Here is a 19,191-nt window from a genome sequence, read left to right as displayed (position 1 = left end):
TTCGGATGTGCGAATTCTTGTTGGATTATTTCATTCTGGAATGAAGAACGAGACCTGGCAGACCATACACAGGACCATAAATAGTGAGGAACTTTGTATGGCCGGGGCTGTGTCCAATGATGTGCGGACCAGAACAGAGAGCGCCATATGTGCTCAGGACTTCCTCTGAGGCTTTTTCGGCTATGGAAAGGCTACGGACTACGGATAATCCTTTGGAAAAGCGGGACCGTGCTGTGTCTTCTCATAGGGCGTCCGCTCCAGGCTGTAGGCATGGGGCGGTTTCGCTCTTTGCCCGGGTTGTGGTCTTGTACGGCCCTATTTTGCCTTACAGGCCTTATTGGTCTGACTAGCTTTATTTTGCCTGACTGGCCTTATATTGAGTGTGATCGGCTCTCCATTGGGTTTGTGCCCGGCTCTTCATTTTGTCTGTCCTGTCTGATGTCTCCATTTCCCCAGAACTCAACACTTGAACCAGCCTAGAGTATCTCCGAGGCTTTCATCCGCGTTTATGAATAGAGCATTTCCCCAGGCGGGACTAGGACAGCTGGCCTTTTGGAGTTCATCCATGGGGGGACATTCCCCTGCGAACTGCCACAAGAGAGTTCTCCCAATATGGGCTGTTCAAATGCAAGGTGTCCGGGAAAAATTGTTTAAGGAGAGAGGACCCGGAAAATTAGGCTGGAAGCCTCTTCAAATCGTTTCAGCCTTGAGGAAGGAGCCTGGGGGGAAGGGGGCGCGGCAAACTCGGCTGAGGGGGCATCCTCCGAGTGCTTTTGAACTGAGGAGTTGCGGTTTGAATTTTCTGCACTGAATTCTCAGAGAGATGGTCCGGACAAACACGGAGATGGAACGTCTGGCGGAAAGGGGCGACAAGAACAGCGGACATACAGGGGCAAAACCTGGTGTTTTTCCCCCGCGCAACATCTGCTCAGCCACGGGAGAAAGCATTGCTGGAGAAAAACCACGGTTTTTACCTAGGCGGTTCAATATGTGGGTTCTTGCCACGGTATTGGTAGGCCCCATTGTTTGGGATCGGCTGGATCAGGATTTCTTGTTCACAGCTGTTTCTATGAGATCCGCCAGCTTGACTCCCAAGTCCTGAGTTATTTTTTCTTTGAGTTTTGTAGCCGCAGCTTTTTCTCCTCTGTCTCGGAGAAAATAAACGCTCTTCAGCTGGAAGGCGAAGTCTTCCACCTCGTTGATTACCTTTGCCATACTCAGTGCGCTGAGCTCAGGGTTCAACCGAGCCGTCTTCATTATCTTGTCCATTTCGTATTTCTATCTGTTTTTTATCTTTCTATCAATTACAAAGAAGTTAGTTACAATCATTTTTTCAACACTATTCTATTCATTCTTGTGGATAATTTGACATTATTAAGCGGTTTGAAGTTCATGCTTTTGAGAGCATTCTTGACAAATTCATATTTTCAACTTTGATTCGAGTTTTCATGAATAATGAGTTTTTGTTTTTAAGTTCATTTTTAAAAAAATGGAAATAAATTTCTATTTGTCTAATATTGATTCATTCTCAAAGATTCAAACAAGATTTCTCCTGTTTTATTTGTTATAATATTTAAATTTTTTGAACTGATTTGAGTTGCTTAAATAATATGAATTTTAAATATATTCCTTCACAAATTTGTCTCAAAGTGTTTTATTTAATCATACTTGTTTTGTATGAAAATAATTAAAACTATTTTGAATAAATATTTTATTACAGTATTTTACATTAATAATAAATTCTAAAAATAGTCTAGAAAAGTAATAGAAATCAAAAAAATGATTAATAATGATATTTAAAAAGAGTGATTTTATGGTGTCTGTTTTTTAAAGTAATTCAGCTTAATTTAGATTTATTGAATTTAAAGTTTGTTGAAAACTTTGGCTACAATTTCATCTTATTTGAGTTTTTAATTTTCTTGAATTCTTATTGTAAAAAATATGTAAAATATGTCGAATTATTGTCAGAATATCTGACTTAAACAAATGTTTTAAAAAATAAAATGAAGTTTCATCTTCAAAAAAAAATTACTTGGTAAGATAATTTAAAAAAGATGTTTATCAAAACACATTTTTCATGTTCTTTTATACATTCAAGTAATAAAATAAAAAGAGCAATAAAATTTACTTTTAAAAAATAGAGAGTGGGGTGCCAACAGAGATAAAAAGGGTGTATTATGGGGGTGATATTCTGAAAAACAAGCCTTGAGCTGAAACAATCCGTAATCACATCGACTTCAGTTCAAACTTTTTAAAATCATACTATTGCAATATAAACTGTTTCATTTGCTTGATAGGTTAAAATAGTGCATGTTAAAAAATTAAGCTTTAATCAGCTGAATTTCTATCTTGACAGGGTGTGGCAATTCTGTCAGTAGTTCTTCCTCGAATCGGCCAGCGTAGCTCAGATGGTAGAGCAACTGATTCGTAATCAGTAGGTCAGGAGTTCAATTCTCCTCGCTGGCTCCACGAAAGATAAGGCCTGATGCGGGTTAAACCGGATCAGGCCTTTTTTTGTGCTGAAAAAAGCCCCCGAACTTATGTTCGGGGGCTGGACTTTCGACCCTTATTTGGGGTCAACCCACATAGGGAAAGGACGCCCTTTGGCTCGTATGATTCGACCAGTTTTAGGACACCTGCGCGTCCACCGGAAGATCAGAACCTTTTCAGGGGGATCTGGCATATGCTTTTTCATGCTAGCATCTCCTGTTTGAGACTTTCTCTTGACGCGTAGATTGTACTGGATATAATATACAATAACATACTTACCCTAAGCATCAAGGGACCCTGATCCGGTCTCTACGGTTGAGATTTCAGGGGTATATTTATTGGCTCTTGTAATGCGCCAACATTACGAGAGCCTTATTTTTAGTTTTTTGAGCCTCGTTTTTATATATCCCGGATTAAGGTCGAAATTTTTAGCAAGATCCTGAACATTTTTTCCTTCTTTGATTAGTTTTTTCAATAATACCGTCGGCATGAGAAGCTCATCCCCATACTCCCACGCCTGCCATTCCGGATCTTTGTAGGCTGGAAGATCACTTCTGCATGCTCTACATAACTCCCCACAATTTCGAGAGGAGGCAGATCTGAATTTTTCTAGATAGGGAACATGCATTATGCAGTGTCCGATCTCATGGCCCACTGTTGCTCTAAATCTTCTTCTTCCCACTGTATCCGTTGCGTCTGCCAGTGAACTCGTTATCCAGCTTTGGCGAGTCTCTGCATCTGTGAATCCAAGGATTCCTCTTCCAATCCCAAGTGAACTCAAATCTATGTAGCCTGTCTTGATTTCATAATGTTCCGTTAAGATAACATCATAAATATAATCGATCTCGATAGGCTCCTCTGAGCGGATTGCTTCCGGAATCCATTTTTTTAGGAAGCATGCTGCTTCTCTTTGGATGGTCGGACGACTTTTTGGGGGGACTACCGGAACAGTGGTGTTCAAATTTAATTTCCCTCCTTCCCTAATAGTTCGAGAGCTTTTATCAATGCGTTAAGAAAATCCTCATCAGTCGGTTCGTCCTGAGCACGGCAAAGCCCTAATGCTGCTTCTGGGTTAATTGCATAAAGACGGTCAAATAACTTGGGCTTAGTTGCTTGGCGCTCAATTTTGGCGCTATCAAGCATTTTTGTCTGGTCCAGACCAAGGATAATTGCGAGGTCTTTGAGCTTATTAGTGTCTTTAGGGGGAAGTCGTCGTCCATGTTCAATTTCTGAAAGGATACTTGGTCCAATCCCAACAAATTGTGAAAGTTTTTTCAGGGTTAAACCTTTATTCCTTCTCGCCTTTCCGACAATTTCTCCAAAGCGGGCGCTCATGTCGGCCTCCATTCCTCCACCTTGTTGTCGTTAATGTGAGTAAAAAAAATACATAATTTTATGTGTATGTCAAGTTAGTTTCGCATAAAAATGCGAATAATTATATTTTAGAATTTTAAAAAAATGGCAATAATATTGAATGTAGCAAATAATATTTATTAAAAATATCATTTTGAGTAATTTGTTATTCTGTTTTTATTTTTTTTATGATTTTTTTTGTATTTTTTTAAAGTATCTTTTTTCGCTAAATTTCTTGAACGTCCCTCGCTGAGTGAAGCACCTTATTTTTTTGAATCGTTATTTGAAATAACAATGGACAGAAGGTAGGGTATTGAAAAACCGGAGGAGGGCGAAATGATCAGGATTCTCAGGGCCAGCTTTTGTTTTCTTCTTATCTTGGTGTCGGTTGCTTCGTTTGCTTTTGCCACAGACATGTCCAAAGGGCTTGATTGTCCACCAGGCTGGAACGACAACATTTCCGCGCGCGGCAACGACGTCATCAAGCAATGCATCTCACCCAACCAGAATGCCTTCATCGAATTATACGCGGCTCCCGGTCCAGAACTTCCTCTGGGCAAACTCCTGGATTTGTGGACCGCCCAAATGACCCAGCGCGGTCTGCCTTTTCAGGACTTCATCTCCGAACAGCCCGGCCATGTTTCCGGGTATCCCGCCGTCACCAGGGTCTACTCCGGCCATACTCAGAACGGCGCATATTTCGACTCCTCCCTGGTCGCATCCCGGTACAAAGGGGTTAACTACATTTTTCAGGGCCTTTCCATGAAGGGCCACGAGCGCGCCCGGCAGAATATCCGCCACTCCATGAACACCTGGTATTATCCCGGCGTGGAGGATGTGGCCCAGCCTGCTCCTTCTCCCGGCTCTTTCGGTTCTTCCGGTTCTGGGGGCTCTCCTTACGACAATTACAACCCGCAGCAGACGCAGGCGCCGTCTGCCATCCGTGTGGAAAGGCTTGGCAGCGGATGCGACGCCATGCTCCGCATCACCGATAACTTCGGCAACCCGGTCCTGGACTTCCAGTCCCAATATGTGGGCAGCAAGCCGTTTAATAATGAAAAGTTGCCTTCCAGCTGGCGTTCTTTGCGCTACCATATGTTCTACAGAACAACCATCCGCAACACATCGGATGCGCCCATACACTTTGTGAAGGTGATCGTGGATTCGTTCAAGAAGATGACCCAGTACTGCACCAAGCCCAGTGGACAGAAATACGCCTGCGGTCAGTCCATGCGGACCATCAAGAACCTGACCGGAAACAACAAGACACTGCTGGTGGACGGCGCATACACAAATGATCTGCTTCCGGGAAAACTTAGCGTGAAGCAGGGCTATTACAATACCAACACCAATGATTTTTCCGGCAAGACCAGCACCTACACCTATTTTTTCAATTACAGGGGCCGCCAGTTCAGCTTCAAGTCCTGCCGTTTGTACAGATAGGAAATGTATCCCATGAGCCGGCTGTCCATGGCAGATGCGATCCTGCTGCGGACAGTCGGCACGCAGAGAATTCTTTTGTTGTTCAGCCACACCTTTGCATGGTCGTAAAAGCTCCGTACGAAACAAATGGCGAAGGTGTGTATTTTGACAGCATTTCCTCGTCCAAGAAACACAGGCTCTCACTCTCTCCACTTTGCTTGCCATACTCCTGCTGCCCGGCAGTGGCTTGGCTTTCTGTGCTGCCATTGCACCTTCCCACGGCTCTTTTTGTTTTTCCCGAAGGGGGGCGGAGCGCCTGCCGGTCCTTTGCCTCGTCCGATGATTTTGCGCCTATTATTGACGCAACCCCCTGTTCAGCCTATCAAATGAAACTATGATCCCCGTGCCAACCTTCTAGTCTGCGAGGCCTTCCTTTATGCACATGTTGCTTCCCCGGTTTGTGGTTTTGTTGGTTTTCGCACTGGTTGCCGGTTCTCTTCAGGGCGTTCCAACGGCCCTGGCCGAGACGTCCGTGCAGGGCAGGACCGGCTCGGAAGAGTTGCCCGGCGTGGGAGCGCTGGGCCGCATTGAGCCATTGCACGGGGTGTACGAGCTGCAGGCACCTTCCGGGCTGTTTCCGGCAAGGCTTTCCAAGCTGCTGGTGGAAGAGGGGGACAAGGTGGAGCAGGGCCAGGTGGTGGCCATTATCGACAACATGCAGACCCTGCCTTCGGACGTGGCCCAAAGCCGCGCCGAAGCGGTTGCCCGCCGGGCCGCTTTTGAACAGGCCCAACGGGATTTCAACAGGTACAAGGCGCTCGTGGCCAGGGGCGCGATTTCCCGCGATGCCTTTGAGCAGGCCAGCAAGCGTTACAAGCAGGCCGCGGCCCAGCTTCAGGCCAGCCGGTCCGAGGTCCAGAGCCGTGCCGGACAACTGGCGCGGGTGGACATCGTGGCCCCGGTTTCCGGAACCATCCTGAAAATCCACGCCCGCGACGGCGAAAGCGTGCCCTGGAACACGGGGGTGCTGGCCATGGGCATGATCGATCACATGATGGCCGTGGCTGAGGTCTACGAAGACGATATTTTGAAGGTGCGTCCCGGCCTGCGGGCCGTGGTCACCAGCAGGGCGCTGCCCGAACCGCTGCACGGCACGGTGGAACGCATAGGGGAGATGGTGGAGGAGCCTCGGGACTATTCGCCGGACCCGGCGGAAAACACCCAGGCGCGGGTCGTCAAGGTGCACATCCGCCTGGACGAGCCGGAAAAGGTGGAGCACCTCACCGGCCTGCTGGTGCATGTGGTCATCGGGACAGGCAAGTAGCCGGAGGGCGATACCCATGCGCAAGCGTATTCCTCTGGCCTGGAAACAGCTGATCAATCAGCCCCGTCGCCTTGTTGCGGCCATTGCTGGCATCACGTTCGCCGTTGTTCTGGTGCTGGTGCAGCTTGGCTTCAAGGACGCGCTCATGCGCAGCGCAACGGCCGTTCACCGCCATCTGGACACCGATCTGGTTATGTTTTCACGTTCCCTGGAATATTTGGGATCGGACCATCCCTTTGCCTCGGTGCGGCTGTACCAGTGCCTGGGCGACCCCCAGGTGGCGGCGGTGGAGCCGTTTTACGTGCGCCTCGGCAAATTTCGCAATCTGTCCAGCGGCTATTCGCGTTCCCTGCTTGTTTTGGGTGTGGTGCCGGGCACCCGTTCCCTGCAAATTCCCGGCGTTCTGGCGCATACGGACAGCCTCAAGGTAACAGGCAACATCCTGTATGACCGCTTCAGCATGGATCTCTACGGTCCGGTGGTGGAAACGTTCAAGAAGCAGGGCCCTTTCCGTACGGTGGTCATGGACCGGCGCACCCGGCTGTCCGGGCTGTTTGGCCTGGGCACCTCGTTTATTGCCTACGGCAACGTGGTCACGGGCATCCAGACCTTTTTGCAGCTTTTCCCGCACAATCCCAGGGGAGTCGTCAATTTCGGGCTCATACGGCTGGCGCCGGGTGCCGATCCCGCCACGGTGCGGGACAGGCTCAATACAACACTCCATGCCCCCGATGTGCAGGTCGTCACCCGGGAGCAGTTCATCCGCAAGGAACTGGATTATTGGGCCAATACGGCGGCCGTGGGCTTTATTTTCGAGATAGGCGCGGTCATGGGCCTTATCGTGGGCATGGTCATCGTCTACCAGATTCTCTACACGGACGTGAACGACCATCTCTCCGAATACGCCACGCTCAAGGCCATGGGCTATCCCAACGGATACTTTTCCCGCCTCGTGCTCAAGGAATCGCTCATTCTCTCCCTGCTGGGTTATCCTCCCGGCGCACTCATATCCTGGGGGGTCTACACCTACACGTCCAGCGTCACGGGCTGGTCCATGCTGCTGACGCCGGAAAAGATCGCCTTCACCTACGGGCTGACCCTAGCCATGTGCGTGTTTTCCGGATTTTTTGCCATGCGTCGGGTGCAACGCGCCGACCCGGCCGAGATCTTTTAGTATGAAGTCCACAAAATACGTAAACGTATTTTGTGAAGGATCGTGAACTTAAAAACGTGGTTTTCATGTTCGCTTATGCCGCTTTGGGCGGCGCATGGTGGGCATAGCCCACCATGTTACGTGTCGCCTGTTTTGGTGCTTTTTCATGAACTGGATTGAGCGGACGCCAAACGTGCGATGCCTTTTGCGGAACTCACTTTGGGGGAGACGTGTGAACATGGCTTTTTTTCTTCAGCAGACCGGATGTGCCCATGGATAAGGACGTGCTCGACGTACTCGACGTACTCATCAAGGTGGACAAGCTCAGCCATACGTTCGGCTCGGGCAATCTGGCGCACGAGGTGCTGCACGAGGTGTCCACGGAAATCCGCTCCGGCGAGGTGGTCATCTGCACCGGGCCGTCCGGTTCGGGAAAGACCACCTTTCTTACCCTTATAGGGGCGTTGCGCGCCATCCAGAAGGGCAGCGTGCATGTCTTCGGGAACGAGCTGCGAGGCTGCTCTTCCAAAAAGCTTCTGGAAATCCGCAAGTCCATAGGGTTCATCTTTCAGCTGCACAATCTGCTCGATTCCCTCACGGTGACGGAAAATGTCCTCATGTCCATGCAGGTGCATCCGCCGGAAAAGTTTCCCGACCCCGTTAAAACAGCCCACGAACTGCTGGACGGGGTGGGGCTGCAGGGGCGCTACAACGAAAAGCCGGACCGGCTGTCCGGGGGCCAGAAACAGCGCGTGGCCATTGCCCGCGCCCTGGCTGCGGAGCCGAAAATAGTGCTTGCCGACGAACCCACGGCCTCGCTGGATGGCAAATCCGGACGCGAGGTGGTGGACCGCCTTCATTCCATGGCCAAAAAAAGGGGCTGCTCCGTCCTCCTGGTGACACACGACAATCGTATTTTGGACATTGCGGATCGGGTTATCTTTTTGGAGGACGGCAACCTGACAGATCGCAGTCCGGAAGATTTGGCCGGGGATGTATAGCCCCGGGGCATGATTTTTTTGTCCCTGCCTGGAATCCTCTCTCTGCGCTGCTAGGCGTTAAAATACGCGTAATTGCCTCTGTCCGGGGGCCATATGACGTTGAATATAGAACGGCATGGTACTGTTATAATTTACAGAGTCGTATTGTAGCACCTATTCTTTGATGCTATCTCAAGGCTAGGATCCACCTCATCAGCTTATCACGCGAAGTATCTTCTTTTGCATCTCTGTTGGTGTGGTGAACGGGGTGTGTATTGTTCTATGTCTTAACTTTTGTTCGGGGGACAACCATGGGGATTCGATTTAAACTTATATTTGCAATAGTCTTTCCTATTCTTGTTTCCGTTGCCATTGTTACTGGGGCCATTTTTGTACAGATAAATGGTACAGTGGAGGAAGACTTTCAATCGTCGTCGTCGCAGCAGCTACAGCTGGTTAATGACTATATCAACGAAATTCTGAATCGTGCCACCAATACGGCTACTTTTATTGCCCAGCTTGATGAAGTCCGCAATGCTGAGGGCAAGTGGACGCGTTATTTTGATCTGGACGGACCTTCCAAGCCTACACAATTTGCAACCGATCCGTCGGAAAAGCTTGTCTACAGGCTGGCCAATTCATTGGTAAAAGCCAATCCCGACTTTGCCTACGTCTACATGGGATTCAAAGATGGCGGATATACCCAGGACGGTACGGAAATCATCAAAAACGACTACGACCCGCGCAAGCGTCCCTGGTATGTCCAGGGAAGCAAGGCGCAGTCCGACTCGACATTGCTTTCCGCGTACATAACCACGTCAGGGGTGCCCAATATCGGCGTCACCACAAAGATCTTCGACCCCAGCGGAGATTTCGTAGGTATTTCCGCAGTAGACATCTCGCTTGGAAAGCTCAGTGATATCGTCAACAATCTCAAGGTTGGGGAGAGCGGGTATGTCGTCATCATCCAGGGGAATGGTGTTGTGCTGGCAGACCCCCGGCACAAGGATTTCATCTTCAAGAATATTGCCGAACTGGCCAAGGGTGACAAAGTCGAGTCCACCACTCTCAAAGCGATTGCCGAGAGCAAGGGCGGCTGGCTGAGTGGGCTGGAAATTGACGGCAAGGATTATTTTGCATCGGTCCGCGTTTCCAAGGAAACCGGCTGGAAGATGATCGCCTTCATAGAGCAGGATGAGGTTTTTTCCGCTGCCAACAAGGCCATATTCAACATCATCATTATAGGTGTTCTCGCGGTTTTGGTTTTCGCCATGCTCGGCGGCTATTATGTCAACAAATCCGTGGTGCGACCGGTTGTCTCCATGGCCGGATATGCACGGGAAATCGGCGAAGGCAACTACAATTCCATGCCCGATCATTGCTCCTACAAGGATGAGCTCTGCGTGCTCTTCAACAATCTGCGAAACATGGTCGGCGAGCTGGTCAAGACCATCAGGCTTGCCGAAGACAAGACCCATGAGGCCGAAGATAAGTCGCTGCAGGCCGAACGCGCCCTGGCGCAGGCCGAAGAGGCCCGCAAGATGGCTGAAACGGCCAAGCGCGACGGCATGATGCAGGCTGCCGGACAGCTGGAGCAGATAGTGGAGCACATTGCCGCGGCGTCCACCGAGCTTTCCGTTCAGATTGGCGAATCCCGGCAGGGCTCGGACATCCAGCGTGAACGTGCGGCGGAAAACGCCACAGCCATGGAAGAAATGAACGCCACCGTATTGGAAGTCGCCTCCAATGCCAGCCAAAGCGCGGAAAACGCCGAGTTTGCCAAGCAAGAGGCCGAGCGCGGCGCACACACCATGGAAGAAGTGACCGGTGCCGTGAGCAAGCTGAAGCAGGAAGCCGAAAAGCTGGGCACGGAAATGGAGCAGCTGGGCGTTCAGGCCGAGGCCATCGGCAACGTTATGAACGTGATTACCGACATTGCAGACCAGACCAACCTCCTGGCGCTCAACGCAGCCATTGAAGCTGCCCGCGCAGGTGATGCCGGACGCGGGTTTGCAGTTGTTGCAGACGAAGTACGCAAGCTGGCGGAAAAGACCATGGGCGCAACCAAGGAAGTCGGGGACGCCATATCCTCCATTCAGAATTCGTCCCGCGCCTCCATGCACAGCATGACACAGACCGCGGAAATGGTCGGCTCCACCACCACCCTGGCGAGCGAGGCCGGTTCCGCACTGGAATCCATACAAGAGGTCATCGAAAAGCTGGCCGAACAGGTCCGCTCCATCGCAACCGCGGCCGAAGAACAAAGCGCCACCTCCGAGGAAATCAACCGCGCAACTTCGGAAATCAACCGGATCGCAGACGAAACCTCGCACGCCATGGAACAGTCGTCCATTGCCATGGATCAATTGGCCGAACTGTCCGAAGAACTGAACCGCGTGATCGACGAACTCAAGTTGAGCTAGGTTTGGTAGGGAAAGAAGAAGAGTTTTCCGGGGGCCATGATGGCCCCCGGACCCCCGCATTACGCCTTACGCATTTCAGCCCGGAAAACAACGCAACGCGTGTTTTCCGGGCTGAAATGCGTAAGGCGGATGGGCCTTTTTAATAATTTGGTGTTGGATTTTTTGGCCTGTCGCTTCAACAAATAAAGGCCTGGAAAGCACGAAGTGCGCTTTCCAGGCCTTTATTTGTTGAAGCGTAATATGGGTCCAGGGCCTTGCAGGCCCTGGCAGGGGTGCAGGGGGCGGCGCCCCCTGCTTTCTTTTATCTATTGGGCAGCTATCTCTGCACCCGCCTTGAGCGCTTCCGCGTTCTTGGGGATGAGGTGGCTGTAGTGAGCGGAGATGACGTTTTCCAGGCTGTCTATGACGGTTTGCAGGGGCATTACGCCGGTGGCCTGCACATACGCGCCAAGGGCGACCATGTTTGCCATACGGGTATTGCCCAGCTTGTCGGCAATGTCGTTGGCGGGCACGGCCACGCATTTCACGCGGTCCTTGTCTGCCAGCTCCTGGTCCACCAGGGATGAGTTGATGACCAGTACGCCGTTGTTCTGCATGCGGGGCTGGAATTTATCCAGGGAGGGGCGGTTCATGATGATGAGGGAAAGCGGGCTGCGGATGATGGGCGAGCCGATTTCCTCGTCGGAGACCACCACGGTGCAGTTGGCGGTGCCGCCGCGCATTTCCGGGCCGTACACGGGCATGTAGGTGACGTTCTGGCCGTGGCGCATGCCTGCGTAGGCAAGCAGGTTGCCTATGAGCATCACGCCCTGGCCGCCGAAACCGGCGATAATGGCGTCCATGTACATGCTATTCCCCTCCTTCGCTGTCGATGTCCTTGAATGTTCCCAGCGGGAAGTACGGAATAAGCTCTTCGGACACGCGCTGGTTGGCGGCAATGGGCGTCATTTTCCAGTTGGTGGGGCAGGTGGAGAGAACTTCCACAAAGCCGAAGCCCTGGTTGCCTTCCTGCACCTCGAACGCCCTGCGGATGGCTTTTTTGGTGGCGTTGATATTTTTGATGGTGTTCACGGCAGTGCGTGCGGCAAAAGCGACGCCGCCCAGGGAGCTGATGATTTCCGTCATCTTCAGGGGCAGGCCTTCGCGTTCCGCGCAGCGTCCGCCGGGGCAGGTGGTGGTCTTTTGTCCGATCATGGTGGTGGGGGCCATCTGGCCGCCGGTCATGCCGTAGACCGTGTTGTTCACAAAGATGATGGAGACGCGTTCGCCCCGGTTGGCGGCGTGGATGATTTCCGCTGTGCCGATGGAGGCCAGGTCGCCGTCACCCTGGTAGGCGAAGACGAAGTTGTCGGGCCGTGCCCGCTTGACGCCTGTGGCGACGGCGGGGGCGCGTCCGTGCGGTGCTTCCACGGCATCCACGTTCAGGTAGTTGTACAGGAACACGGAGCAGCCGATGGAGCCGATGAGGATTGCTTTTTGCTGCAAGCCCATTTCGTCGATGACTTCGCCCACGATGCGGTGGATAACGCCGTGCTGGCATCCGGGGCAATAGTGTGTGGCCCGGTCTATAACGCTTTCCGGGCGTTTGAATACGAGTTTTTCGGTCATGGCTATTCTCCCTTGAGGCACTTGAGAATGGGTTCCTCGAAATCGTCCGGCGTGGGCAGTTCGCCAGGATAGATGGCGAAGAAGTCGCTGGACGAGGGGCCATTGACCGCAAGGCGCACGTCTTCGACCATCTGGCCGAGGTTGTGCTCGATGGTCAGGAAGCGCTTGCCCTGTTCGGCAAGTTCGCGGAGCTGGGCAGTGGGGTAGGGGTAGAGGCTGATGGGCCGGAAAAGACCCACGCTGTGGCCTGCCTTGCGCAGCTTGCGCACGGTGCTTTTGGCGATACGGCCTATGGAGCCGTAGGCCACGATGACCAGGTCGGCATCGTCCGCGTGGAAGGATTCGAAACGAATTTCCTCGCGGGCCATGGCTTCGTATTTTTGTTGGAGATGGCGGTTCTGGCCTGCCAGAGCGCCTTCATCCAGAAAGAGCGATTTGATGAGACGTTTTTCACGTCCGTCTGCTCCGTCCAGGCGCCAGCTTGCACCGGCTTCCTCGTCTACAGCCTCGGGCTGCCACGGGGTGACGGATTCCTTCATCTGGCCCAGGATGGCATCGCCCAGAATGAGCACCGGGTTGCGGTACTTGAAGGCCAGCTCAAAGCTTTGCACTGTGAGGTCGTAGGCTTCCTGGCAGGTGCCGGGGGCAAGGACCAGCAACCTGTAGTCACCGTGTCCGCCGCCTTTGACGCTCTGGAAGTAGTCGCCCTGGGAGGGGCCGATGTCGCCCAGTCCTGGCCCGCCGCGGTTCATATTGACCACGACTGCCGGCAGTTCGCTGCCTGCCATGTAGGAAATGGCTTCCTGCTTGAGGGATATGCCCGGGCTGGAGGAAGAGGTGAGTACCCGTACACCTGCGGAAGCGGCGCCCAGCACCATGTTGGCTGCTGCCACTTCGCTTTCCGCCTGTACGAATTCTCCGCCTGCTTCAACGATTGCCGAGGAAAGAATTTCCGGAATTTCGTTTTGGGGGGTGATGGGGTAGCCGAAAAAGCATTTGCATTTGGCTGCCAGAGCGCCGCGTGCCACGGCCTCGTTCCCTTTGATGAAAATACGTTCGTTGGTTTGTTTAGTCATTGCCGGACTCCTTTTTGGGTTTCACGGTCTTGTAGACGGTGATGACATAGTCCGGACACATTTTGGCGCACGAGGCACAGCCCGTACACTGGTCCATTTTGTTCTTGTCGACTTCAACGACCTTGTAGCCCATGGTGTTGAAGCGTTCGGAGCTAACTATCAGCTCCTTGGGACACACAAGGGTGCAGAGCATGCATCCTTTGCAGCGTTCTTCAAAAAACTCAATGCGGGACATAGACGCTCCTTGCATGGATGTCGTGGCGTTGTATGCAGCTTGTGGAGGCTGCGGCGGATAGACCCCGCAGCACAGCTACAGAATGAGCATGGCATCGCCGTAGGAAAAAAAGCGGAAACCGTGGTCCAGAGCCTGCTGGTAGGATGATAGTATCCGCCGTCGTCCAGCGAATGCCGATACCATTATTATAAGCGAGGACAAAGGTAAATGGAAGTTGGTGAACATGTGGTCCACCACTTTGAACTCGTAGCCGGGACGAATAAAAATATCGGTTTCGCCGGTAAATGCTGCTATTTCCCCGGTTTTCGCAAAGCCGCCTTCCAAGGCGCGAACGCTGGTTGAGCCGATGGCCACAACCGGTCGTCCTTCTGCCTTGGCCTGCCGGACGGCCTGGGCGGTGCGTTCCGGGATTTCCAGAAATTCCGAGTGCATCTTGTGGTTGCGGATGTCCTCGGCGCGGACAGGGCTGAAGGTGCCGTAGCCGACGTACAGCGTCACTTCCTCCCACTGGTGCCCTTGCTGCCTGAGGCGTTCGCGCAGCTCCGGGGTGAAGTGCAGCCCGGCCGTGGGCGCGGCCACGGAACCGGCCTTGTCCTCACGCGAGTAGATGGTCTGGTAGCGCTGGCGGTCTTCCTTGCTGTCCGGGCGACGGATGTAGGGTGGCAGAGGCATGTGGCCGTTCTGTTCCAGAATCGAGACGATGTCTCCTTTCCAGATCATGCGCACTGTGCTGCGTCCGAAGTCGCCGCGCTCCAGAACCTCCAGATGGAGGTCGTCGGAAATGGTGATAGTTTCGCCCTGCTTGGGCTTTTTGGAAGAGCGCAGCAGCCCACTTGCCTCGGCCCGGAAAAAGCCGTCAGAGCCAGCTTCAGGCCGCAGCAGGGGCAGGGGGGTGAGCAGAAGGAATTCCACCTTGCCGCCTGTGGGGCGTGTGCCGAACATGCGGGCCGGAACCACGCGCGAGTTGTTGGCCACTATAAGGCAGTTTTCCGGGAGAAAATCCGGGAGTTCGTGCATGGTGGCCAGGCGGTTTTCCGTGGCCTTTCTGTCCAGCACCAGTAGCCGGGAGGCGTCGCGCTGGGCGGAAGGCTCCTGGGCGATGGCGCTTTCGGGCAGATCGTATGAATATAACTCGAGATTATGTTCTGTTGAATCGGACATCGGTATCCTGTAAAAACCGTGTGCACATGGGGCGTGCACCGCAATTGCGTGTATTGTTTCGAGTGGTCGGGCGAAACGCCGGGTGAGTCCTCAGGTGATTCCTCGGGTGAGCCCTCAGGTGAGTCGTCGGGTGACCCCTCAGGCGAGTCGTCGGGTGACCCCTCAGGCGAAACGCCGGACAAAGCGTGGAAATTGCAGTTTCCACAAACCTGTTGTATTCGGCCAGTTGTACCTATCCGTACATGACGGGATCCTCTTGGCAAACCGTCGGCATACTGCAAGAGGGCCCAGTTAACAAGAAGGAGTCTGTCATGCGAAAAATCGCCATATTCTGTTCTGCCGTACTCATGCTTTCCATGCTCGTATCCTGCGAAAGCCTGCATGTAGGCGGTTCCTCCACAACCCCGGCTCCCGGGACAACGCCTGAGAATACGGAGCAGAATTACGAGCAGGTCAACTACTACTATGATTTTGACGATGTGCTCGTGCCCAAGGAACTGGAGTACGACGATTCCAAATCGTACGTCTTTGAAACCATGCAGTTCCGCACCGGCAAGCTGAACTTCGAGGGCAACGTGGACGCGCTGTCCGTGGTCGACTTTTTCGTCAACAACATGGCCAAGGACAACTGGCGGAAGAATTCTTCCATGAAGGCCGACACCTCGGTGATTATTTTTGAAAAGCCCAACAAGAGTTGCCTGATCAAGGTAGTGGACGCCTCGTCCCGCTCCACGGAAGTGGAAATTCTGGTTGTGGAACTCAAGCAGAAGGGCAACGAGATGATCCGCAATGCTCCTGCAATGCACGAGGAAAATCTGGCCAAATAAGATGCAGTCTTATCTTGAATTCAAAACTTTTGCGGGCAGGCGGGTCCATCTGGGCGCATGCGGCAGTATTGCCGTGTACAAGGCGCTGGAGCTGACCCGCCTGTTGCAGAAGACCGGCGTCTCCCTGGGCGCGACTCTTACGGACGCCGCCGCCAAGTTTGTCACACCGCTTTCGTTCGAAGCCCTGGGCGCCTACCCGGTGCACAGCTCCATGTTCAATGTGCCGGGTGAGCCTTTCGGCCATTTGGAGCCAGGGCAGAACGGCCATGTCATGGCCATTGTGCCTGCCTCGGCAAATATTCTTGCCAAGATGGCCCACGGCATGGCGGACGACATGCTTTCGACCCAGATTTTGGCCTTTGACGGACCCGTGGTGGTTGCGCCGGCCATGAATCCGCGCATGTGGAACGCACCTGCCACGCGCGAAAACTGGGCCAAGCTCAAGGAGCGCGGCCTGGATTGCATAGAGCCGGGCAGCGGTTCCATGGCCTGCGGGGACGAAGGCACAGGGCGACTGGCCGAGGTACCCGAAATTTACTGCCGCATCCTGCGCGCTTTGGCTCCCAACGATCTGACGGGCCGCAAGGTGCTGGTGACGCTTGGGCCGACGCGCGAGCCGTACGACGCCGTGCGCTTCTGGTCCAATCCGTCGTCCGGCACCATGGGCGCGGCCATTGCCGTTGCCGCCTGGATGCGCGGTGCCGAGGTGAGTGTGGTCCGTGGTCCGAGCAACGTGCTGTTGCCCGAGCCCATACGGACCGTGGACGTGAAGACCGCGCAGGAAATGTACGATGCCTGTCACGACATCTGGCCCATGTGCGACACGGCCTGCCTGAGCGCAGCAGTGGCCGATTTCAGGCCCGTGCGCATCGGCGACCACAAGCTCAAGAAGTCCACGGTGCAGGGCGACCTGCAGGTGCGCTTTGAGAGCAACGAAGATATTTTAAAGTCTCTGGGTGCATGCAAAAAGAACGGGCAGTTTCTCATCGGCTTTGCCGCTGAAACCGAAGACCTGCCCGAGAACATGCAGCGCAAGCTGGAGTCCAAGAATCTGAATCTGATTGTGGGTAACCGCATCAACAAGCCGGATTCCGGATTCGGCGTCCCCACCAACGAAGTCAGTGTGCTGAACGCGGAAGGGCGGTTCGAGTCCTGGCCGTCTTTGCCCAAAACCGAAGTGGCATGGAGAATATGGGATTTCGTTTCGGGGCGTTGAATCTGCCCGACCATCTTCGCCATTGGCATGACCTTGGCCTGCGTACCATATACTCGGAGATTCCCGTTGCCGAGCGTATGGCCTCTGCCTGTTCCGCACCGGCTTCCGCCCCGCAGGGGGTGCGTCCCACGCCTGAGCAGCCCCGTCAGGCTCCGCAACGTCCTGTAAAACGTCCTTCTTCCGCGCCCGAACGCAAGGTTCTGCAACAGGCGCACCGTACCACGCCAAAGCCCGACCTTTTGCCCGAAGTGCCAAGCGTGGTAACGTCCGGCAAGGTCGAATGGGTCGAGCCCTGGACCACATATCTTCAACGTGTTCCGCAACCGTGCGAAACCATCTGGACCTATTGGGAACTGGGCGGGGATTTGTCTTTTGAGCCGCACCAGGGCCGCAGAAATATTTTTGCCCGGCTCATACAAAAGCTTGCCTGGCCAAAGGGGTCTGTGGGCTTTTTCCCGGTCAACGAGGCGCGCAACAACAAGCTCCTTGCAAAGGGCGGTATGTTCTGGGCCGGAGCCAAAAAGGTTCAGGCAAAGTATGTGCTCAGCTTTGGGCGCCGCAGTCTTATGACCATCTGTCCCGACCGCACCTTTCGCTACGGCTCTGCCACGTTGGGTGGGGTCCGTCTTTTCATCCTTCCCGAGATGGACGATCTGGTTAATGAGGATCGGGATGCGATGTATGTGGTGTGGAATGCCCTCAAGTCTATAAAGGTAGGCGGCTGAAAAAGCTGCGATAGCTGCGTTGCTTCGGCATTTCAGGCGGCTGAAAAAGGTCCGCTAGCTTCGTTGTTTCATCTTTCCCAGAACCCTCGTGTATAGAAGAATACACGTCGGAACCTGGGAAAGACTCACGCCTTGCTTTCGCACCTTTTTGAGCCGCCAGCGGCAGTGGGGAAAGGGTTGAAAAAGTCGCGAAGTAGCTTTAACTAAAATTTCATAAGCTCTATGCCCGATGGGTTGAGCCCGTTTAGATCATTTTTCGTGATTGGATAAAAATTTTAAAAAGGCCCTCCTTTCAACACAAATCAAGCCCGGAGCAAACAAGCGCAGCTTGTGGTCCGGGCTTGATTTGTGTTGAAAGAAATGCGGGGTCCGGGGCCATCATGGCCCCGGCGGAGTCGGAGGCAGAGCCTCCGCTCTTCTGCTGTGGCAGCTGAAAAAAAGGCGTTCGCTTCGTTGCTTTGGCATTTTTGAGCCTCGCGAAGGGAAGAGGATGGTAGACTATAGCGAGTCATGGTGTCCCTTCGGCTGTCTTTCAAGCTTAGGTACGTCGAATTCTCCGGAAACAGTGGGGAAACCCGTAGAGGCCCCGGTTTCCCCGTTTGTTTCCGGAACCTTCCCCTCCCTTTCCGGCCCTAAGGGGCCGCAGGTATCTGGCAATGAATCTTTGCCGCCTCTTTGAACCAAGCCAGGTGAGGTAGCGCCCTTGCGCCATAGTTTTGGCAGCTGCATTGGCAGATTTTCTGCCACAGTTGCGCCACGCCCAAGAAGGGGCGTGGCGAATAGGAGTCCGTTGGTGGTGGGAACTCACGACTTGTCTGTTGGGCTATTGGGGAAGCCTGCGGAGAAAGGTCGTGGTGAAGAAAAAGACTCGTTTTTTTTGTTGCTGCGTCAAAGGCACATCCTTACGTATGAAGAATACGCGTCGGCCGTCCCTTTGTCTTGCGCCTTGCCAGCCCGGCTTTTGAACACCCTGGTTTAAATGAGCTTCCCCTCTCTTTTCGGCCCTAAGGGGCCGCAGGTATCTGGCAATGAGTCTTTGCCGCCTTTTTGCACCAAGCCAGGTGAGGTAGAGCCCTTACGCCATAGTTTCGCCAGCTGCATTCGCAGATCTTCCACCATAGTTTCACCACGCCCAAGAAGGGGCGTGGTGAATAGAAGTCCGTTAGTGGAGGGAACTCACGACTCGTCTGTTGGGCTA

At 53.3% G+C, this 19,191-nt stretch carries 16 protein-coding genes and 1 tRNA gene; 9 read left to right on the top strand and 8 right to left on the bottom strand.

Features of this window, described 5'->3' with window-relative positions:
• Window positions 1–1,041: 1,041 nt before the first annotated feature.
• Entirely contained in the window at window positions 1,042–1,269 is a 228-nt protein-coding gene (locus ACI0FJ_RS13595; RefSeq protein ID WP_424304436.1) for a hypothetical protein, read from the bottom strand.
• A gap of 1,124 nt (window positions 1,270–2,393) precedes the next feature.
• Between ACI0FJ_RS13595 and ACI0FJ_RS13590 the strand changes: the two genes are divergently transcribed.
• Window positions 2,394–2,469, top strand: a tRNA-Thr gene (locus ACI0FJ_RS13590).
• Window positions 2,470–2,851: 382 nt separating this feature from the next.
• On the opposite strand, the gene ACI0FJ_RS13585 is transcribed toward ACI0FJ_RS13590, so the two are convergent.
• Window positions 2,852–3,451 (bottom strand): ImmA/IrrE family metallo-endopeptidase, encoded by a 600-nt coding sequence (locus ACI0FJ_RS13585; protein WP_424304435.1) that lies wholly within the window; start codon window positions 3,449–3,451, stop codon window positions 2,852–2,854.
• 2 nt (window positions 3,452–3,453) lie between these two features.
• Window positions 3,454–3,825 carry a helix-turn-helix domain-containing protein gene (locus ACI0FJ_RS13580; protein WP_424304433.1) on the bottom strand — a complete coding sequence of 124 codons (372 nt, stop codon included), beginning with the start codon at window positions 3,823–3,825 and terminating at the stop codon, window positions 3,454–3,456.
• A 354-nt stretch (window positions 3,826–4,179) separates the two neighbouring features.
• Here ACI0FJ_RS13580 and ACI0FJ_RS13575 point away from each other — a divergent pair, with 354 nt between their 5' ends.
• The 5 genes from ACI0FJ_RS13575 to ACI0FJ_RS13555 all read left to right on the top strand — a co-directional run bounded on the left by ACI0FJ_RS13575 (window position 4,180) and on the right by ACI0FJ_RS13555 (window position 11,145).
• Window positions 4,180–5,286, top strand: a complete 1,107-nt coding sequence (locus ACI0FJ_RS13575; RefSeq protein WP_424304432.1) for a hypothetical protein — start codon at window positions 4,180–4,182, stop codon at window positions 5,284–5,286.
• A gap of 415 nt (window positions 5,287–5,701) precedes the next feature.
• Window positions 5,702–6,589, top strand: coding sequence for an efflux RND transporter periplasmic adaptor subunit (locus ACI0FJ_RS13570; protein ID WP_424304430.1), 888 nt, complete (start codon window positions 5,702–5,704; stop codon window positions 6,587–6,589).
• A 16-nt stretch (window positions 6,590–6,605) separates the two neighbouring features.
• On the top strand, window positions 6,606–7,763 hold the full coding sequence (devC, locus tag ACI0FJ_RS13565) for an ABC transporter permease DevC (RefSeq protein WP_424304428.1): 1,158 nt from the start codon (window positions 6,606–6,608) through the stop codon (window positions 7,761–7,763).
• A 251-nt stretch (window positions 7,764–8,014) separates the two neighbouring features.
• Complete coding sequence (locus ACI0FJ_RS13560; RefSeq protein ID WP_424304426.1) at window positions 8,015–8,743, top strand: ATP-binding cassette domain-containing protein; 729 nt, start codon at window positions 8,015–8,017, stop codon at window positions 8,741–8,743.
• A 290-nt stretch (window positions 8,744–9,033) separates the two neighbouring features.
• Window positions 9,034–11,145, top strand: coding sequence for a methyl-accepting chemotaxis protein (locus ACI0FJ_RS13555; protein WP_424304424.1), 2,112 nt, complete (start codon window positions 9,034–9,036; stop codon window positions 11,143–11,145).
• A gap of 305 nt (window positions 11,146–11,450) precedes the next feature.
• Here ACI0FJ_RS13555 and ACI0FJ_RS13550 read toward each other — a convergent pair whose 3' ends face one another.
• The 5 genes from ACI0FJ_RS13550 to queA form a co-directional block, all read right to left on the bottom strand.
• Entirely contained in the window at window positions 11,451–11,993 is a 543-nt protein-coding gene (locus tag ACI0FJ_RS13550) for a 2-oxoacid:acceptor oxidoreductase family protein (RefSeq protein ID WP_424304423.1), read from the bottom strand.
• A 1-nt stretch (window position 11,994) separates the two neighbouring features.
• Window positions 11,995–12,753 carry a thiamine pyrophosphate-dependent enzyme gene (locus ACI0FJ_RS13545; protein ID WP_424304421.1) on the bottom strand — a complete coding sequence of 253 codons (759 nt, stop codon included), beginning with the start codon at window positions 12,751–12,753 and terminating at the stop codon, window positions 11,995–11,997.
• Window positions 12,754–12,755: 2 nt separating this feature from the next.
• Window positions 12,756–13,829 (bottom strand): 3-methyl-2-oxobutanoate dehydrogenase subunit VorB, encoded by a 1,074-nt coding sequence (locus ACI0FJ_RS13540; RefSeq protein WP_424304419.1) that lies wholly within the window; start codon window positions 13,827–13,829, stop codon window positions 12,756–12,758.
• The gene (locus ACI0FJ_RS13535) at window positions 13,822–14,064 is read right to left on the bottom strand and encodes a 4Fe-4S dicluster domain-containing protein (protein WP_424304417.1); all 243 of its coding nucleotides are present in this window, start codon (window positions 14,062–14,064) and stop codon (window positions 13,822–13,824) included. The genes ACI0FJ_RS13540 and ACI0FJ_RS13535 overlap by 8 nt, the downstream gene beginning before the upstream one ends.
• A 75-nt stretch (window positions 14,065–14,139) precedes the next feature.
• A complete protein-coding gene (gene queA, locus ACI0FJ_RS13530; RefSeq protein ID WP_424304415.1) occupies window positions 14,140–15,225 on the bottom strand; it encodes a tRNA preQ1(34) S-adenosylmethionine ribosyltransferase-isomerase QueA in 1,086 nt (361 codons plus the stop codon).
• A gap of 311 nt (window positions 15,226–15,536) precedes the next feature.
• Here queA and ACI0FJ_RS13525 point away from each other — a divergent pair, with 311 nt between their 5' ends.
• Genes ACI0FJ_RS13525 through ACI0FJ_RS13515 form a run of 3 tightly spaced genes read left to right on the top strand, consistent with a single transcriptional unit; the run spans window position 15,537 to window position 17,993 of the window.
• Window positions 15,537–16,052 (top strand): hypothetical protein, encoded by a 516-nt coding sequence (locus ACI0FJ_RS13525; protein ID WP_424304413.1) that lies wholly within the window; start codon window positions 15,537–15,539, stop codon window positions 16,050–16,052.
• Between the two features lies 1 nt (window position 16,053).
• Complete coding sequence (gene coaBC / locus ACI0FJ_RS13520) at window positions 16,054–17,268, top strand: bifunctional phosphopantothenoylcysteine decarboxylase/phosphopantothenate--cysteine ligase CoaBC (RefSeq protein WP_424304411.1); 1,215 nt, start codon at window positions 16,054–16,056, stop codon at window positions 17,266–17,268.
• Complete coding sequence (locus ACI0FJ_RS13515) at window positions 17,244–17,993, top strand: hypothetical protein (RefSeq protein ID WP_424304409.1); 750 nt, start codon at window positions 17,244–17,246, stop codon at window positions 17,991–17,993. Before coaBC ends, ACI0FJ_RS13515 begins: the two co-directional genes overlap by 25 nt.
• Window positions 17,994–19,191 lie beyond the last annotated feature (1,198 nt).

The organism is Desulfovibrio sp. 7SRBS1, from assembly GCF_049723905.1.
In the GTDB taxonomy this organism is placed as follows: Bacteria; Desulfobacterota; Desulfovibrionia; order Desulfovibrionales; family Desulfovibrionaceae.
Note: the sequence above shows the minus strand (reverse complement) of the source record. Positions and strands in the feature narration are given on the sequence as shown.

What these genes read in the sequence shown, in the direction of transcription:
- ACI0FJ_RS13550 (WP_424304423.1), bottom strand. Translation starts at nt 11,993, where the DNA reads ATGTACATGGACGCCATTATCGCCGGTTTCGGCGGCCAGGGCGTGATG.
- ACI0FJ_RS13580 (WP_424304433.1), bottom strand. Translation starts at nt 3,825, where the DNA reads ATGAGCGCCCGCTTTGGAGAAATTGTCGGAAAGGCGAGAAGGAATAAA.
- ACI0FJ_RS13570 (WP_424304430.1), top strand. Translation starts at nt 5,702, where the DNA reads ATGCACATGTTGCTTCCCCGGTTTGTGGTTTTGTTGGTTTTCGCACTG.
- ACI0FJ_RS13545 (WP_424304421.1), bottom strand. Translation starts at nt 12,753, where the DNA reads ATGACCGAAAAACTCGTATTCAAACGCCCGGAAAGCGTTATAGACCGG.
- coaBC (WP_424304411.1), top strand. Translation starts at nt 16,054, where the DNA reads ATGCAGTCTTATCTTGAATTCAAAACTTTTGCGGGCAGGCGGGTCCAT.
- ACI0FJ_RS13525 (WP_424304413.1), top strand. Translation starts at nt 15,537, where the DNA reads ATGCGAAAAATCGCCATATTCTGTTCTGCCGTACTCATGCTTTCCATG.
- ACI0FJ_RS13595 (WP_424304436.1), bottom strand. Translation starts at nt 1,269, where the DNA reads ATGGACAAGATAATGAAGACGGCTCGGTTGAACCCTGAGCTCAGCGCA.
- ACI0FJ_RS13560 (WP_424304426.1), top strand. Translation starts at nt 8,015, where the DNA reads ATGGATAAGGACGTGCTCGACGTACTCGACGTACTCATCAAGGTGGAC.
- ACI0FJ_RS13535 (WP_424304417.1), bottom strand. Translation starts at nt 14,064, where the DNA reads ATGTCCCGCATTGAGTTTTTTGAAGAACGCTGCAAAGGATGCATGCTC.
- devC (WP_424304428.1), top strand. Translation starts at nt 6,606, where the DNA reads ATGCGCAAGCGTATTCCTCTGGCCTGGAAACAGCTGATCAATCAGCCC.
- queA (WP_424304415.1), bottom strand. Translation starts at nt 15,225, where the DNA reads ATGTCCGATTCAACAGAACATAATCTCGAGTTATATTCATACGATCTG.
- ACI0FJ_RS13555 (WP_424304424.1), top strand. Translation starts at nt 9,034, where the DNA reads ATGGGGATTCGATTTAAACTTATATTTGCAATAGTCTTTCCTATTCTT.
- ACI0FJ_RS13515 (WP_424304409.1), top strand. Translation starts at nt 17,244, where the DNA reads ATGGGATTTCGTTTCGGGGCGTTGAATCTGCCCGACCATCTTCGCCAT.
- ACI0FJ_RS13540 (WP_424304419.1), bottom strand. Translation starts at nt 13,829, where the DNA reads ATGACTAAACAAACCAACGAACGTATTTTCATCAAAGGGAACGAGGCC.
- ACI0FJ_RS13575 (WP_424304432.1), top strand. Translation starts at nt 4,180, where the DNA reads ATGATCAGGATTCTCAGGGCCAGCTTTTGTTTTCTTCTTATCTTGGTG.